At 74.4% G+C, this 16,881-nt stretch carries 12 protein-coding genes; 8 read left to right on the top strand and 4 right to left on the bottom strand.

The window, feature by feature from the left end; all coding sequences use genetic code 11:
- The first annotated feature begins 16 nt into the window (after positions 1-16).
- Both E1211_RS21070 and dxs read left to right on the top strand, forming a co-directional pair.
- Entirely contained in the window at positions 17-1,246 is a 1,230-nt protein-coding gene (locus tag E1211_RS21070; RefSeq protein ID WP_132350729.1) for an anhydro-N-acetylmuramic acid kinase, read from the top strand.
- A gap of 93 nt (positions 1,247-1,339) precedes the next feature.
- Positions 1,340-3,295: a 1-deoxy-D-xylulose-5-phosphate synthase gene (dxs, locus tag E1211_RS21075; RefSeq protein ID WP_132350730.1), complete on the top strand. Its 1,956-nt coding sequence runs from the start codon at positions 1,340-1,342 to the stop codon at positions 3,293-3,295.
- A gap of 136 nt (positions 3,296-3,431) precedes the next feature.
- Here dxs and E1211_RS21080 read toward each other — a convergent pair whose 3' ends face one another.
- On the bottom strand, positions 3,432-4,625 hold the full coding sequence (locus E1211_RS21080; protein WP_132350731.1) for a hypothetical protein: 1,194 nt from the start codon (positions 4,623-4,625) through the stop codon (positions 3,432-3,434).
- Between the two features lie 248 nt (positions 4,626-4,873).
- Here E1211_RS21080 and E1211_RS21085 point away from each other — a divergent pair, with 248 nt between their 5' ends.
- The gene (locus tag E1211_RS21085; protein ID WP_371686183.1) at positions 4,874-6,754 is read left to right on the top strand and encodes a hypothetical protein; all 1,881 of its coding nucleotides are present in this window, start codon (positions 4,874-4,876) and stop codon (positions 6,752-6,754) included.
- Positions 6,751-8,550: a hypothetical protein gene (locus E1211_RS21090; RefSeq protein ID WP_132350732.1), complete on the top strand. Its 1,800-nt coding sequence runs from the start codon at positions 6,751-6,753 to the stop codon at positions 8,548-8,550. The genes E1211_RS21085 and E1211_RS21090 overlap by 4 nt, the downstream gene beginning before the upstream one ends.
- Positions 8,551-8,585: 35 nt before the next feature.
- Here E1211_RS21090 and E1211_RS21095 read toward each other — a convergent pair whose 3' ends face one another.
- Positions 8,586-10,478 (bottom strand): hypothetical protein, encoded by a 1,893-nt coding sequence (locus E1211_RS21095; protein WP_207915457.1) that lies wholly within the window; start codon positions 10,476-10,478, stop codon positions 8,586-8,588.
- A gap of 118 nt (positions 10,479-10,596) precedes the next feature.
- Between E1211_RS21095 and E1211_RS21100 the strand changes: the two genes are divergently transcribed.
- On the top strand, positions 10,597-11,901 hold the full coding sequence (locus tag E1211_RS21100) for a PQQ-binding-like beta-propeller repeat protein (RefSeq protein ID WP_132350734.1): 1,305 nt from the start codon (positions 10,597-10,599) through the stop codon (positions 11,899-11,901).
- 27 nt (positions 11,902-11,928) lie between these two features.
- Here the strand turns inward: E1211_RS21100 and E1211_RS21105 are convergent, their stop codons facing one another.
- Positions 11,929-13,170, bottom strand: a complete 1,242-nt coding sequence (locus tag E1211_RS21105) for a peptidase C39 family protein (RefSeq protein WP_132350735.1) — start codon at positions 13,168-13,170, stop codon at positions 11,929-11,931.
- A 286-nt stretch (positions 13,171-13,456) separates the two neighbouring features.
- Between E1211_RS21105 and E1211_RS21110 the strand changes: the two genes are divergently transcribed.
- The 3 genes from E1211_RS21110 (at position 13,457) to E1211_RS21120 (ending at position 15,965) form a co-directional block, all read left to right on the top strand.
- Positions 13,457-14,125, top strand: a complete 669-nt coding sequence (locus E1211_RS21110) for a response regulator transcription factor (RefSeq protein WP_132350736.1) — start codon at positions 13,457-13,459, stop codon at positions 14,123-14,125.
- Positions 14,122-15,369 (top strand): sensor histidine kinase, encoded by a 1,248-nt coding sequence (locus E1211_RS21115; protein ID WP_371686184.1) that lies wholly within the window; start codon positions 14,122-14,124, stop codon positions 15,367-15,369. The genes E1211_RS21110 and E1211_RS21115 overlap by 4 nt, the downstream gene beginning before the upstream one ends.
- Before the next feature lie 176 nt (positions 15,370-15,545).
- Positions 15,546-15,965: a VOC family protein gene (locus tag E1211_RS21120; RefSeq protein WP_132350737.1), complete on the top strand. Its 420-nt coding sequence runs from the start codon at positions 15,546-15,548 to the stop codon at positions 15,963-15,965.
- A gap of 122 nt (positions 15,966-16,087) precedes the next feature.
- Here the strand turns inward: E1211_RS21120 and E1211_RS32635 are convergent.
- Positions 16,088-16,881, bottom strand: a 794-nt coding sequence (locus tag E1211_RS32635) for a hypothetical protein (protein ID WP_165947306.1), incomplete at its 5' end; no start/stop codon positions are given.

Consider the following 16,881-nt stretch of genomic DNA (forward strand, 5'->3'; position numbering starts at 1 on the left):
GGGTTAGCCTGCGGGGGTGAAGATCGTCGGGTTGATGTCGGGGACCTCGTACGACGGGGTGGACGTGGCGGCGGCGGAGTTCACCGTCGACGGGGAGACGCTCCGGCTACGGCCGCTCGGGCACCGGGGACTCGACTACGACGACGAGCTGCGCGCCCGGATCGGCGCGTTGCTGCCGCCGGCGGCCACCACGATCGAGGCGGTCTGCCGGCTGGACAACCTGCTCGGGGACGTCTTCGCCGAGGCGGCGGCGCTCGGCGTCGAGCTCGCCGGCGGCCATGCCGACCTGGTGGTCTCGCCGGGGCAGACCGTCTTCCACTGGGTGCAGGACGGCGTGGCCCGGGGCACCCTGCAACTCGGGGCGGTGGCCCGGGTCGCCGCCCGGGTGGGCGTACCGGTGCTCAGCGACCTGCGCTCGGCGGACATCGCGGCCGGCGGGCAGGGGGCGCCGCTGGTGCCGGCCTTCGACGCCCTGCTGCTCGCCCCGGACGAACCGGCCGGCCCCGGCCCCGAGCCGGCGGTCCCGGGGGCGGCCGGAACCGGCGGGATCGGCCGCGCAGGCGCGCCACGCGCCGCCCTGAACCTCGGCGGGATCGCCAACCTCACAGTGGTCGCCCCGGGCGCGCCGGTGCTCGGGTACGACATCGGGCCGGCCAACGCGCTGCTCGACGCCGCGGCCCGTCGTCTCCTGGGCCGGCCCTGCGACCTCGACGGCGTCCGGGCGGCGGCCGGCCGGGTGCATCCGGGCCTGCTCGACCGGCTCCTCGCCGAGCCGTACTACGCCGCGCCCCCGCCGAAGTCGACAGGCAAGGAGCTCTTCCACCCCGGCTACCTCGACGAGCGGCTCGCCGCGCTCGGTGAGCCGGTCGCGGCCGACGACGTACTCGCCACGCTGACCGAGTTGACGGCCCGGGTGGTGGCCGCCGAGTGCGACCGGCACGGCGTGACCGAGGTGATCGCCTCGGGCGGCGGCGTGCGCAACCCGACGCTGCGGGCCCGCCTCACCGAGCTGGGCGCGGGGCGCTGGCGGCTGCGTACGACCGACGAGCTGGGCGTGCCCGCGCAGGCCAAGGAGGCGTACGCCTTCGCCCTGCTGGGCTGGCTCTCCTGGCACGGTCTGCCCGGTTCGATCCGGTCGGTGACCGGGGCGGCCCGGGCCGCCGTCCTCGGCTCCTGGACCCCCTCCGGGCCCGGGCCGCGCGCCACCCCGGCGATTCCGCCCCGCCGGCTGCGGATCCGTGCCTGACCAGCCGTGACGGCGCTGTGCCGCCCCCGCGCCGAGCAACCAGGCGGTCGGGCCCGGCTGCGAAGTGACGGATGGCCGATAGACTCTGCGGTCATGAGTGTTGAACAGGACACGGCCGACCACAGCCAACTGCTGGCGAAGGTGCGCGGTCCGCAGGACGTCAAGCGGATGTCCGCCGAGCAGTTGGAGATCCTCGCCGCCGAGATCCGTGACTTCCTCATCGCGAAGGTGTCCCGCACCGGCGGGCACATCGGCCCCAACCTCGGCGTGGTCGAGCTGACACTCGCCATGCACCGGGTCTTCGACTCGCCTCGGGACCGGCTCCTGTTCGACACCGGCCACCAGGCTTATGTTCACAAGATCATCACCGGTCGGCAGGCCGGCTTCGACAAGCTGCGCCAGCGTGGCGGTCTCTCCGGCTACCCCAACCAGGCGGAGAGCGAGCACGACCTGATCGAGAACTCGCACGCCTCCACCGCCCTGTCGTACGCCGACGGCCTGGCCAAGGCGTACGCGCTGCGCGGCGAGTCGCGCTCGGTGGTGGCCGTGGTCGGCGACGGGGCGCTCACCGGCGGCATGTGCTGGGAGGCGCTGAACAACATCGCCACCGCGGGCAACCCGCTCGTCATCGTGGTCAACGACAACGGCCGCTCCTACTCGCCGACCATCGGCGGGCTGGCCGACCACCTGTCGTCGCTGCGGCTCAACCCCGGCTACGAGAAGGTCCTCGACACGGTCAAGGACGCTCTCGGCTCGACCCCGCTGGTCGGCAAGCCGATGTACGAGGTGCTGCACGCGGTCAAGAAGGGCATCAAGGACGCGGTCGCCCCGCAGGCGATGTTCGAGGACCTCGGCATCAAGTACGTGGGCCCGGTCGACGGCCACGACGTCCCGGCGGTCGAGGCGGCGCTGCGGGCGGCGAAGAACTTCGGCGGCCCGGTGATCGTGCACGCCGTCACCCGGAAGGGGTACGGCTACCGCCCGGCCGAGGAGGACGAGGCGGACTGCCTGCACGGCCCGGGTGGCGCCTTCGACGTCGAGACCGGCCAGCTGGTCGCCGCGCCCTCGGTGAAGTGGACCCACGTCTTCGCCGACGAGCTGGTCGCGATCGCCGACGAGCGTCCCGACGTGGTGGGCATCACCGCCGCGATGGCGGAGCCGACCGGCATCGCCACCCTCGCCCGTAAGTACCCGGAGCGGGTGTACGACGTGGGCATCGCCGAGCAGCACGCCGTCACCTCGGCGGCCGGCCTCGCGCTCGGCGGCCTGCACCCGGTGGTGGCGGTCTACGCGACCTTCCTCAACCGGGCGTTCGATCAGGTGCTGCTGGACGTGGCGATGCACAAGCTCCCGGTGACGTTCGTGCTCGACCGCGCCGGCATCACCGGCCCGGACGGGCCGAGTCACTACGGCATCTGGGACATGTCGGTCTTCGGTGTCGTACCCGGTCTGCGCATCGCCGCGCCCCGGGACGCCGCCACGCTCCGCGAGGAGCTGCGCGAGGCGACGGCTGTCGACGACGGCCCCACCGTGCTCCGCTTCCCGACCGGCGCCGTCGCCGGTGACCTGCCCGCCGTACGCCGGGTCGGCACGGTGGACGTGCTCACCGAGTCGGCGCGTACCGACGTGCTGCTGGTCGCCGTGGGCGCCTTCGGCCACCTCGGCATGGAGGTCGCCGCCCGGGTCGCCGAGCAGGGCTACGGCGTCACGGTGGTGGACCCACGCTGGGTCCGCCCGGTCCCGGGCGAGCTGGTCGAGCTGGCCGCCGCGCACCGGCTCGTGGTCACTGTCGAGGACGGCGTCCGGGTCGGCGGGGTCGGCGACGCGCTCGCCCAGGCGATGCGGGACGCCGACGTCCGGGTGCCGCTGCGCGACCTCGGCGTGCCGGCCGACTGGCACCCGCACGGCACCCGCGCGCAGATCCTCGCCGACCTCCGGCTCACCGCGCAGGACGTGGCCCGGGACGTCACCGGCTGGATCTCGGGGCTCGACGGCGCATCCGTCGAACCGGTGCGGGTCACCGCCAGCGACAAGGCCGCGCAGAACTGACTCCGACGGCGGCGGGCGTCCCCGAACGGGACGTCCGCCGCCGTGCGGACGGCGTGGACGCGCGTCCACGACGGCGGGCGGTACACCGTCGGCGACGACCGACCGCGGCGCGCGCCACGGGTCCGCGGCACGGCGCTCAGCGACCGCCGACCGACCGGTAGTGGGTCTTCTCCGCGCCGGCCAGGCTGACCGTCTCCGGCCGCTCCGGCCGCGACATCACCGCGAGCCCCGGTCGCTCCACCAGCAGCGGCGTGCCCGGCGCCACCGACAGGGAGCTGTCCCGCGTCGAACGCCAGCTCAGCACCACCAGTGGCTGGTCGGGCACGGGCAGCCGGTAGGCCTGCAACGGGCCGACCCGGTCGGCGGGGGAGAGCACCGGAGGGTCGCCGCCGGGCGGCCGGTAGACCACCGCGGTCATCGTGTCGGTGGCGCTCTGCCAGGTGAGCTGCTCCAGCTCGCCCGGCTCACCCCGGCCGAGGGTCAACTCGCCGAGCGAACGGACCGCGATCTTCGCCATCGGCCACGACTCCGGCACCGAGCCCGGCGCGTCCCGGTCCCCGATGCGGCGGGGGATGCTGCCGAACGGCCCCTGCTCCGCAGCGAGCGCGCAGGTGTCCAGCCCGGTCAGCGCGCGCCGGCCGGAGCCGGTCGCGTCGTCGACCAGGGGGTAGCGCGGGTCGTCGACGCCGGTGCCGAGATCGAGCAGGCGCTGCGTCTCCCGACCTCGGGGCAGCGACTCGGTGCTCCGCAGGCCGGCCGTCACCGGCACCGCGCGGCAGGCCGGCACCTCGGCGGGCGCGCTGATGCCGTCCCTGGTCGCGAGCGCCTTGCCGTCGGGCCCGAGCAGACGCGCCACCCGGTCGGAGACGAGATAGCGACGCCCCGCCGGAGTCAGCACCGGTAGGACGTCGGAGTAGACGAGATAGCCGGGGTCGGTGTATTCGGCGGCCCGCGTGACGACGTAGCCGTCGCCGTCGCGGGTGAGCTGCAACAGCCAGGAGGCGCTGTGGCCCGGCACGTCGGCGGCGACCAGGGCCAGCGGCGCGCCGTCGACCTCGCCGGAGAAGAGGATGCCGGAGGAGGGCATGTGCACCCGGTCGTCGGCCGGTGACCGCCAGTCGCGTACCGCGTCGGTCACCGCCGCGGTCACCGAGGCGTCGCCGGCGAGGTCGCCTCGCGGCGGCCAGATCGCGAGCGTGCCGTCCAGGCTGTCGTAGCCGACCCGCAGGTCACCGGGTCGACGCTCGGCGACCGGACCGCAGGCCGTCACGGCCAGCAGCACGGCCAGCAGCACGGTGGCCGTCGTGCCGCGTCGGCGGGCTGGAGCCACCTGTACGCCCCCGATCACTCGCCCGGAAGTCGGAAGCGCCATAGTACGAGATGTCCGACCAACATGACGCAGCACCTCGTGCCGGGCCAGCAGTGCGCACCGGACGGCAGGTCACAAAGGACCGACACCAGGGTTTTCCCGCCTTTTCGCCGCTCCGGTAGACTCCGCCGACTGTGACGTCTGTCGAGTCCCGCGCCGCATCCGCCCTGGATAACGACGCCGCCGCGGGCGTCCGACCCGATCGGAGAGTGGCCTGCGCCGGCGTGGACGGCGCCGGCCGTGCGGCACGCGACGGCGCCACGGCGGTCGCCACCATCGATGCGCCACCCGCCCCGGGCCTGGAACGGTCGCCGGTCGAGGAGACCGGCCGCAGCTCCGGCGCGAGCTCGACCGACGCCGGCGCTCCGGTGGCCGTCCGACGGTGGCGGTGGAGCCCCCGCCGGCAGGACCTGGCGGTGTACGCCGTCTTCCTGCTCGCCGCGCTCTGGGTGACCAGTCGGATCTGGATGGACCCGGCCCAGGTGCAGTTCTTCCTCGCGCACTCGGTACGGGTCGTGCTGCACGGCGAGTTCCCGTTCTACACCGAACAGTTCAACTACCCCGACGGCGTCAACCTGATGGCCAACACGGCCATCCTGGCGCTGGGCATCCCGATGGTGCCGGTGACCCTCCTCTTCGGTCCCGCGGTCTCCTTCGTGCTGCTGGTCACGCTCGGCCTCGCCGGCACCGCCGCCGCCTGGTACCACGTGCTCTCCCGGCACCTGGTGCGCAACCGGCTGGCCGCGGCGGTCGGCGGATGGCTCTGCGGCTTCTCCCCGGCGATGCTCTCGCACGCCAACTGGCACCCGAACATCATCAGCCAGTACCTGCTGCCGTTCATCGTCTGGCGGGTGCTCGTGCTCACCCGCGCCCGGCGGCCCGTCCGGGACGGAGTGCTGCTCGCCCTCCTGGTCACCGCCCAGGCGTTCGTCAACGAGGAGATCCTCCTCTTCACCGCGTTGACCTGCGGGGTGTTCCTGCTCGCGGTCCTCGTGCAGGAGCCGCACCGCTGGGCGGCGGCGTGGCGACCGCTGGCCGTGGGGCTCGCCGCGTGCGCGGTGCTGGCCGGCGCGCTGCTGGCGTACCCGCTCTACATCCAGTTCGCCGGGCCGATGGCGTACCACGGCCTCAGCGATGCGGTACAGGACTACGGCAACGACATCGCCGCCTTCTTCGCCCCCGGCTCGCCGACGCTCGGCGGCAACGAGCGGGCGAACGTCGGCCTGGCTCCGAACTACTCGGAGGAGAACGCGTTCCTCGGGTGGAGCCTCACGCTGCTCACCGTCGGCATCGTGCTCTGGCTGCGCCGGGAGGTGATGGTCCGGGCGCTCGCCGCCACCGGTGCCCTCTTCGCCGTGCTCTCCCTCGGCGAGCGGGTCTCCTGGTGGCACCGGGAGCTGCTCACCGGGCCGTGGGAGTTGCTGGTCCGGTTGCCGCTGCTCGACGCGGTGGTACCGACCCGGTTCGGCCTGATCACCTCCGTGGTGGTCGCCGTCCTGCTGGCGATCGCCGTGGAACGGGCGTGGCCGCTGCGGCTGCCGGACCGGCGTACCGCCCGGACGCTCACCGTCGCGGGCCTGGTGCTCGCGCTGCTGCCGATCACGCCCATGCCGCTGAGTGTGGTCTCCCGCCCGCCGGTGCCGAAGTTCATCACCGCCGACCGGTGGCGGGCCTACGTGGCACCCGACCAGACGCTGGTGCCGATCCCGGTGCCGAGCATGGGCAACACCAACGGGATGCGCTGGGCCGCCGCCACCAACCTCGACTTCAAGATCCCGGGCGGCTACTTCCTCGCACCACGCAACGGCAACACCGGCGACCCGGGTCGCTTCGGCGGCCGACCCAGCGGCGTCGGCGAACTGCTGCAGGAGGTGGCCACGACCGGGCGTACGCCGAAGCTGGACGACCGGCAACGCCGCCGGTTCCTGGACGAGCTGCGGCACTGGCGGGCGGCGGTGCTGGTGCTCCCGTTCGACCAGCAGAACGTCGAGCCGCTGCGGCGTACCGTCGAGCAACTGGCCGGCCCCGGCCGGCGGGAGCTCGACGTCTGGGTCTGGGACGTGCGGGCGCTGACCAGCCGCGAACCGTGATCTCCACCGAGACCACCGCCGCCACCCCGACCACCACGCAGGCGCGTCGGACACGCCGTCCGCCGTGGACGGCGGACGCACTGGTGGTGGCCGGGTACGTCGCGCTGGCCGTGCTGCTCACCGGCGGCCAGTGGGGCCGACCCGAGCGGCTGTTCCACCAGGCCGGCGACCAGATCCTCTTCGAGTGGATGCTGGCCCACGCGGCCCGCTCGGTGGTCACCGGGGAGAATCCCCTGCACGGCACCGCCCTGAACGCGCCGGACGGGATCAACCTGATGGCGAACACCTCGGTGCTGGGTCTCGGGCTGCCGTTGACCCCGGTCACCCTGCTGTTCGGCTCGCAGGCGGCGTTCCTCACGGCGGTCGTCTGCTGCCTGGCGGGCACCGCCACCGCCTGGTACGTGCTGTTGCGCCGCCGGCTCGTCACCTCCCGAACCGCCGCGCTGGTGGGCGGGCTCTTCTGCGGCTTCGCCCCGGGGATGGTCTCCCAGGCCGGCGCGCACCTGCACATCGCGGCCCAGTTCCTGGTGCCGGCGATCCTGGCGTGGCTGTTCCGGCCGGCGCCCGGGCGGGTGGTCCGGCCCGGAGTGTGGCTCGGTCTGCTGGTCACCTGGCAGGCCTTCATCGGCGAGGAGACCCTGGCCTTCCTGGCGCTGGCCGTCGGCGTCCTCGTGCTCGGGTACGCGCTCGCCGACCCGGCGGCGGCCCGGCGTGCGGCGCCGGCGCTGCTCGGCCGGGCCGGGGTCGGCGCGGTCGTGGCGGGTCTGCTCCTGGCGTACCCGCTCTGGTTCCAGTTCGCCGGCCCGCAGCACTACCGGGGGATGGCGTTCGCCGCGTACAGCTACCAGCTCGACCTGGCCTCGTTCACCGCCGCCGCCCGGCAGACCGTGATCGGGAACGACCATCCGCCCGGGCTGCTCGCGCCGAACCCGACCGAGGAGAGTTCCTTCTTCGGCCCCGGGCTCCTGGTGCTCGCCACCGTGATCGTGATCTGGCTCGGGCGGCGTCCGCTGGTGCGGGCGCTGGCCGGCTGCGGCCTGCTCTTCGCGCTGCTCTCGCTCGGCACCGAGATCCGGGTGCACGGCTCGGGCACCGGCATCCCGGGCCCGTACCGGCTGGTGGCCGGGCTGCCCCTGCTGGAGTTGGCGGTGCCGGCACGCTTCGCGCTGGTCTGCGTACCGGTGCTGGGTGTCCTGCTGGCCCTCTCGCTGGACCGGGCGCGTCCGCCCCGCGCCGAGCCCGCCGGCGCGCCGGCCGGACCGGGCGTGCCGGTGCGGCTGCTCTGGACCGGCGCGGTGGCCGCGGCGCTGCTGCCGCTGCTCCCGACGCCGATCCGCACCGTGGCGGCCCCCGCCGTCCCGGCGTTCCTCACCGAGCAACGGTGGCGGGGGCAGGTGCCGACCGGCGCGACGGTGGTCCCGGTGCCACCGGTCACCGGCGCGGCGGTCAGCCCGGGGATGCTCTGGTCCGCCCGGACCGGGCTCGCCTTCCGCGCCCCCGGCGGGTACTTCATCGGCCCGAGCGGACCGCACGACCCGGCGGCGCGGTGGGGCGCGCCGGACCGGCCCACGGCGGCGCTGCTGCGGCGGGTGGCGGAGACCGGCCAGGCGCCGGTGGTCACCGACGCCGACCGCCGGCAGGCCGTCGAGGACCTGCGCCACTGGCGGGCCGCGATCGTGGTGCAGGGCGACCTGCGCCACGGCGCGGCGGTGCGGCGAACCGTGGACGCGCTGGTCGGCCCCGGACGGGCGGTCGGTGACGCCTGGGTGTGGGACGTCCGGGACCGGGTGCGCTGATCCACGTGCCGCCGGGAGCGGCGGGGTCCCGCCGGTCAGTCCACCAGCGGGCGTACGTCCCAGAGCCAGACGTCGTCGACGCGCTGCGGTTGCCCGAGCAACCCGGTCATCAACTCCCGCAGCACCGCCTCCTTCGGGTGCGCACCGAGCACCACCACCGAGGCCCGCCACCAGCGCAGATCCTCGACGGCCTGCCGCCGGTTCTCCTCGGTGAGCGCCGGCACCGTGCCGGAGTCCATGGTGGAGTAGACGAGGGTGCTGGTGGGGCGGTTCGGCGCGCCGAAGACGCCCTCGCCCTTCTCGTTCGGCCCGATGAAGTAACCCGCCGGGATCGGGAACTCCTGTCCGCTGAGGACGCTCCAGCGCAGCGTCGGCAGGCCGTGCACGTTGCTGGGGATCGGCACCGGGACCAGGGTCCGCCCGGCCGGGACGTACGGCCGCCAGCCGCCGGCGGTGACGAAGTGCGGCGGCGGCTCCACCGGCTGGGCCGGCAGCGGTCGCGGGATGAGCGGCAGCAGGGCGAGCGTGATGGCCGCGTACCCCACGGGGCGCAGCCACCGTGGCGCGACGGCTCTCCGGCCGACGGCCAGGGCCGGTGCGGAGGCCGCTCCCGCCGCCGGACCGGGCTCGCCGCCGCGCTGCGCCGGCACCCGCGCGGCGACCGGCCGGCTCGGCGGCGTGAGCGCGTCCCAGGCCAGCGCGATCAGCACGCCGACCGCAGCGGCCACCACCAGGGTCAGCCGGGTCGGCATCATCATCTCGACCAGCGGCAGGTCGTCGGGGATGTAGTGCCACGGACCGTTGACAGTCGTCTCCTCGCCACCGAGCCGGATCCGGGGACCGAGCGCGGCGACGGTGAAGAGCACCACCAGCACCGCCGTGATCCGCGCCGCCAGCGACCGGCGGACCAGCAGCACCAGGGCCACGACGGCGACCAGCACCAGCGGCCAGCCGAACCAGGAGTTCTGCTCGGTCAGCCCGATGGTCTGCTCGACGGCGGGATCACCGGCCAGGGTGTCCCGGGGGAAGGTGACGAACGCCGCCAGGTCCTCGCCCCAGTTGTGGAACACCCCGCCCTGCAGACCCCGGTAGGACTGCGGCCCGTTGAACTGGAACCAGATCGGGTACGCGGTCAGCAGCAGCGCCACCGCGCCGGCGACGCCGAGCGCCGCGCCGAACGTGCCGGCAATGGCCCGTGTGGCGGCCGGCCGCTGCACCGCGTACGCCGCCACGACGACCAGGCACGCCAACGCGGTGAGCAGCAGCATCTCCTCGTTGATGAAGATCTGGTACGCGACCAGCAGGCCGAGCGCGAGACCGTTGCGCCGCCACCGTCCCGGCTCTCCGAGGCGCAGCACCCGCGACACGATCAGCGGGAGCAGGAAGTTGGAGACGAAGTTGGGTTGGCCGTTGGCGTGGTGCACGACGCCGGGCGCGAAGCCGAGGAACGCGCCACCGGCGAAGGCCGCCGCGCGGGAGCGCACCAGATGCCGGGAGAGCATCCAGTAGCTCGTCGCCGCGGTGGCCGCGAGGGCCCCGCCGAGGTAGAGGGCGTACATCACCTGCGGGCCGAGCAGCATGGTCAGCGGCGCCAACGGCAACGTCACCCCGAGCAGTGAGGTGTTCGCCATCATGTTCACCCCGAGCGGGGCGTTCTGCCGCATGGTGAAGAGCGGGTTCTCCAGGTGCCGCACCGAGTACGCGCCGTGCGCGAACAGCCATTCGAACCAGCTGTGGTCGGTGGGCAGGTGCGAGGAGACCCGGCCCTGCACGTCCCCCCAGTAGTTGAGGCAGACGAGAACCCCGAGCACCACATAGGCTCCGAGGGCCAGTAGGTCGGCTCGCGCCGGTCGACGCCGGCCCGGTCGCGACGGGCCGGCCTCGGCCCGGTCGTTGTCGGCTAGGGGTTTCAGCGAGGGATCTATCACCGGCACGGCCACGACGCGCCATCGTACAGGCCGTATCCGGGGTATTTGCCGGGCCGGCACGTCGGCGGTCGGTTTGTCGGACGTGCGCCGGCCTGCTGGGGGAGACGGGGGAGCGACCATGGCGATCATCGATCTCGGTGAGCTGCGGCACGACCGGGATCCGGAGGAGCTGCCCCGACCGCCGCGCTCCGTCGGCCGGCCGCTGCGCGTCGCGCTGGTTCTCCTGGTGCTGCTGGCCACCCTGGTCGCCGCGGCACCCTTGCCGCGCCGCGAGGTGGTCGTCCTGCCGGCGGCCCTCGGCGCCGTGGCGCTGATCGCCGACGACCTCTACCTGGTGGTGGAACCAACCGGCCTGAACGGTTCGCAGCGCCGGCTGGACGCGTATCGGCTGCCCGGGGGCGAGCTGCTCTGGCAGGTGCCGCTGCCGGTGCAGGGCCGGTACTGGGGAATGTCGATACAGGAGGGGATGCTGCTGATCGCCGGCTACGAGGCCATGGCGGGCGACCCGCCGGGCACGGTGACCATCGCCCTGGACCCGGCCACCGGGAAGTTCCGGTGGCAGCAGCCTGGGTCGCCACTGCCGGTCAGCGGCGGCGGTCTGCTGCTGGAGACGGGCGACGAGGAGCAGGGCAGGACGCTGCGCGTGGTGGACAGCTGCTGCGGCCGGGTGCGCTGGCACGTGCAGACACCGGACGGGCAGTTCACCTTCCGGGCCACCGAGTCCGGTGTCGACCGGCTGGTGCTCAGCACCGCCGACGGTCGGGTCGAGGTACGCGACGCGAGCACCGGTGCGGTGCGGGCGGAGGCGGACCTGTGGAACCCCACCGACCGTCGCGAGCCGGGCGCGCCGACCGACGGCCGCGACGTCGGCGTGCAGGCGATCGGGGACGCGCTGCTCACCCTCGGCGGCCGGCCCGCGACGGTCACCGCGTACGACCTGGACGGATTGCGGCTGCGCTGGCGGACCGAACTGGGCGAGGCCTTCTACGCGTCGGAGTGCGGGCCGGTCCTCTGCTTCCAGGGCCGCTCCGAGGAGCTTCAGGCGATCGACCCCGCCACCGGGCGGCGGCTCTGGACGGGCCGTGGCTGGATCGCCTGGTCGACCCGTGACGGGTTGGTGGTCACCACGGCGAACGACGGCGGAGCGATGCGGCTCGCGGTGCTCGACCCGGTCACCGGTGCGGTCCGCGGCGAGCTGGGCCGTTGGGAGATGGTGCCGCCGACGAGGCCCGACGGGCCGGTCATCGGCATCCGGCCGCAGCCGGGCGGTGGGCTGCTCGTCGCCGAGCTGGACCTCACCACCGGCACCGCCCGACCGCTCGACGTGCTGCGCGAGGCCACCGGAGACTGCCAGGGCATCGGCTACCAGCTGGCGTGCCGCAAGCCCACCGGCGGGTACGGGCTGTGGCAGCTCAAGCCGTGACCCCGCCTCCGGTCGGCCGCGCGCCGCTCACCAGTTGGCCTGGGCGGGCGCCGGCGGCAGCGCCACCTCGGAGGGGCGGATGACGTAGGCCATTCCGCCGCTGCCGCGCTGCCAGACGGCCTCGAACCGGTCCCGCCGCACGATCCGGCGCACCGCCTCGTCGTTCTCGGCGTACGGGTCGTTGAGCACCGGATCCCCGTCCGAGGTGAAGCCGACCAGCACGATCAGATGACCACGGGTGTCGTACGCCAACCCGGGCACCTCGCCCGCGCGGAACGCGGCGGAGACCACCAGCGGGATGCCGGCCGCGATGAACGCCTCCGCCTCGGCCAGCGACCGCAGCCGGGTGACGAAGGCGTCGACCCCGTGCAGTCCGGCGTACGCGGTGTTGAAGGCCCAGTTGCCGGCCCCGCCGTAGGCGTGGTCGTAGCAGTGCCGTGCGGCGTGCACCACCACCGGGCGGGGGCCGGGCGGGTCCACCCAGGCGTAGCGCCGCGCGGGCGGGGCGGCACCCCAGAAGGCGAGCACCATCGACGTGCAGGTGGGGCTGCACCAGGAGTCGCCCCCGCCACCCCACTGCGGGTACGGGCCATGCAGCCGCTGCGCGTACCGGGGCACGTCCAGCACGACGCCCCGGGCGTCACCGGGCCGTCCCGGGCTCTGCTCCACCGGCGCCGGGTCCGGACCGTCGGTCGCCGACGTGGGCCGGTGGGCGGTGTCCGGTGGAGCCGTCCCCGGGCGGCCGGTGGCGACCGCGCCGACCGTCCGCAACACCGGGCCGGCACCGCCGCCCGCCGGGCGCAGCAGCGTCACCCGCAGCTGCCACCCGGTCACCGTCGCCGCTCCGATCACCAGCGTGTCGGTCTCCACCCGGGCGGCCCCGTCGCGCTGCCCGGGCACCGAGCCACGGCGTACCGTCCGGTCGTCGGCCGCCCAGCGGCCCAACACGTACCAGCCGGTGGCCGGACCGTCCCCGTGCCAGCCGCGCAGCTCCACCTCGATCCAGCAGCCGTCCGGGGTCAGCGCGGTCCACGACGGGACGACCTCGCCGACGGGGAAGCCGACCGGCACCGGCGGCGCCGTCCAGCTGCCCCACTCGTACCGCCCCTCGTCGCCGGCGGGACCGGGCCGGACGCCGGCCGCCTCGCCGATCAGCAGTCCGTGCGCCTCGGCGCGCAGCCCCACGCCGACCCCGGCCGCCTCCTCGCCGGGGAGGCGGAACCCCCGGTAGGCGATGTCTCGGGTCCGGGGCGGGGCTGCTGTGGTCATGATGGTCCGTCCGTCGCTGTGCCGAATGTCGGAAGCATCGCGTACGCCGGCCGGTCCCGGCAATGGCGGCCGGGCCGGCCGGCGAGGGACGCCGGAGCGGCCACCGGCACCAGGGGAGAGCGACCGGGATGCGCGCGGGTGCGCCCGACGGCGACCCTCGGCCGGGCGCCACCGCGGTCTCCGGCCGAGCCCGCCCGGCCGGACGGCACCCGTGTCCGGGCTCGTTCGGGTGGGTCTTTTGCACCAGGCCCTAGATTGTCGGGAGGTCAGCAGCGAGGAGAGCGGCATGCGGGTACTGGTGGTGGAGGACGAGCGCAACCTCGCCGACGCGATCGCGCGCGGGTTGCGCAAGCGGGGCATGGCTGTCGACGTCGCCTACGACGGCGACACCGGGCACGAGCTGGCCTTCGTCACCCGCTACGACGTGGTGGTGCTGGACCGCGACCTGCCCGGGGTGCACGGTGACCAGATCTGCGCCGAGCTGGCCGCCTCGGAGACGCTGACCCGGGTGCTGATGCTCACCGCCAGCGGGACGGTGGCGGACCGGGTGGAGGGCCTGCAACTCGGCGCCGACGACTACCTGCCGAAGCCCTTCGCCTTCGACGAGCTGGTCGCCCGGGTGCAGGCGCTGGGAAGGCGGGCCACCCCAGCCGCCCCGCCGGTGCTCGCCCTGGCCGACCTGGTGCTGGACCCGGCCCGGCGCGTCGCCACCCGTGCCGGCGTGCCCGTCGACCTGACAAACAAGGAGTTCGGCGTGCTCCGCGAGCTGCTGAAGGCGCGCGGCGCGGTGGTCTCCAGCGAGGAGCTGCTGGAGCGGGTCTGGGACGCCAACACCGACCCGTTCACCACCATCGTCCGGGTCACCGTGATGACCCTGCGGAAGAAGCTCGGCGACCCACCCCTGATCGAGACCGTGGTGGGCGCGGGCTACCGCACGGCCGAGGGGGTCGAGTGACCGGGCTCGCCGCCACCGCGACGGGGCGCGCCGGTGCGCGTCGCCGGCTGCGGCTGCGGCCGACGCTGCGGCTGCGGCTCACCCTACTCAACGGGGTGCTGCTGGTCGGCGCCGGAGCGGTCCTCGTGCTGCTCGCCTGGCTGCTGGTCCGCGACGCGCTGCGACCGACCGACCAGCTGCTCCCCGGCAGCACCGTGACGCTCTCCGACGGTCGCACCCTGGACGCCGGCGAGTGGCAGCGTCAGCTCCTCGACGTCTCCTCCGGCGAACTGCTGCTCAAGGGCCTGGTGGCGCTGCTCGCCATCAGCGTGGTCGGCGTGGCCGGGGCATACGCGGTGGCCGGCCGTACGCTGCGCCCGCTGCACCAGGTCACCGCCACCGCACAGCGACTCGGCGAGGCCACCCTCGACCAGCGCATCGGCTACTCGGGCGCCGACGACGAGGTGGCCGAGCTGGCGAAGACCTTCGACGCGATGCTGGACCGGATCGCCGCCTCGTTCGAGACGCAGAAGCGTTTCGTGGCGAACGCCTCGCACGAGCTGCGTACACCGCTCGCGGTGATGCGCACCGAGATCGACGTTACGCTCAGCGACGACGAGGCGGACATCGCCGAGTACCGCCGGATGGCGACAGTCGTCCGGGACGCCTCGGAGCGGGCGAACGGGCTGGTCGACGCGCTGCTGGTACTGGCCCGCAGCGAGGCCCAGGCCGGCCGTCGGCTCGGCCGGCGTACGGAGTGCGACCTGGCCGGCGGGACCGCCAACGCGCTCTCGGCGATGCGCCGGGAGATGGAGCGGATCGGACTGCGGGTGCAGACGTCGCTGGAGCCCGCACCCGTGGCCGGTGATCCGGGGCTGCTGGACCGGCTGGCGGGCAACCTGATCGAGAACGCGGTCCGCTACAACCACCTGCACGGTCGGCTCTGGGTGCGTACCGGCGCGGACGGGCAGGACTCCTGGCTCGTGGTCGGCAACACCGGGTTCGAGGTGGATCCGGCGGACGTGCCGGGGCTCTTCGAACCGTTCCGGCGCGGTGGGCGGGAACGTACCGGCGCGCGCGGGTCCGGACTGGGGCTGTCGATCGTCCGGGCGGTCTGCGACGCGCACGGCGGAACCGTGCAGGCGATCGCCCAGCCCGGCGGCGGTCTCGAGGTGACGGTACGGCTGCCCGCCGCCGATGCCGTCCCGGCCGCCCCGGCGTCCGGCGACGGTCGGGGCGGGACGGGGGCCGCGGGCGGGCGCTGACCGCCCGACGGGGTTGCCGGGCGTCGCCCGATCTGAGAAGGTCGTCGTCGAAGTCAGCCCGACGGTGGAGAGGGGGTGTGGTTGATGTCCACCATCACCAGTCTCGCGCCCCGCCCCGGTCACCGCTGACTGTTCCGGCCCCGCGGAGCGCGTTCCTCCAGCTCGAAGGAGCGACCGTGAGCGCACGGATCCACAACATCGGCATCGACTGCCACGACACCTACGCCCTGGCCGGGTTCTGGGCCCAGGTCTTCGACTGCCCCCGCCAGCCCGACGACTTCCCAGGCGATCCGGAGGCCATGCTGTTGCCGCCCGGCGGTCCGGAGGTGCTCTTCCTGGCCGTGCCCGAGGGCAAGGTCGTGAAGAACCGCCTCCACCTGGACCTGGAGCCGGCCGACCGGACCCGGGACGAGGAGGTCGAGCGGCTGCTCGGCATCGGCGCGACGCAGGTCGCGGACCACCGCCGGCCGGACGGCTCCGGCTGGGTGCTGCTCGCCGACCCGGAGGGGAACGAATTCTGCGTGCTGCGCAGCCCCGCCGAACGCGCCGCCTCGACGGCTCCGGCGACCGCCGAGCCCGGGCCGATCCCGGCGTGACGCCTGCCCGACCGTCGGCGTGACGTCCCGCCCGGCCGCGGGAACGGAGCGCGCCCGGCGGCGGGCCGGCCTGACGCGGTGGGCCCCGGCCACCATGGTGATCGGGGTCCACCGGGGACGGGTCAGGAGCGCTGCTCGATCTCACCGCGCATCGTGACGAACTCGGCCGCGATCTCCTCGGCGGAGGTGAAATAGACCACGATCGCGCCGACGCTGCCCCGGTCGGCCCAGAAGCAGACGCCCAGCGGGGTGGTGTCGAGCTTGCCGTCACCGCAGCGGGCCTCGCCCCCGAGGGGGCCGGGATCCACCGGCGCCGTCTCGGTGACGGCGAGCTCCGGGGAGATCTCGGCGATCGCGTCCGCCAGCCTCCTGCTCGGATCGGGTATCGGCCCGGAGGCGCTCGCGATCATCGCCAGCTCCCGCTTCGCGCGGTCGCCGTAGAAGGCGCCGACGCTGCCGGTGGTCTGATCCTGCGCCCGCTTGTTCATGTCGGCGACCAGTTGGTCGGCGACGCTCTGCAACCCGGGTTCGGTGATCCGGGGTCGGCCGGCGAGCGTCTCCGGCGCGACCACGCGGATGCGCCCCGACTCGACTCCCTCGCCCACGTCGTCCCCGGCGACGAACCAGGTGGCGGCCCCGCCGCCGAGGAGGAGCACCAGCACGGCGGCCACGATCAGGACGACCGTGCCGCTGCGGGGCTTCTTCGGCCCGGGCGGGGTGAGCAACGGTTCCCCGGGCGGCGGCTCGGTCCCGGGCGGGGTGGGCGCGGTCCGCTGCGGCGGGTACCCGCCGGGCGGCGTCTCGGGGTAGCCGCCGGGCTGCGGGTAGCCGCGCTGTTCGAGGCGGCCGCGCTGCTCGGGGTGGCCGTACTGTTCGGGGTGGCCGTACTGCTCGGGGTGGCCGTACCGCTGGGGAT

The organism is Micromonospora sp. 15K316 (genome assembly GCF_004348525.1).
Classification (GTDB): Bacteria; Actinomycetota; Actinomycetes; order Mycobacteriales; family Micromonosporaceae; genus Micromonospora.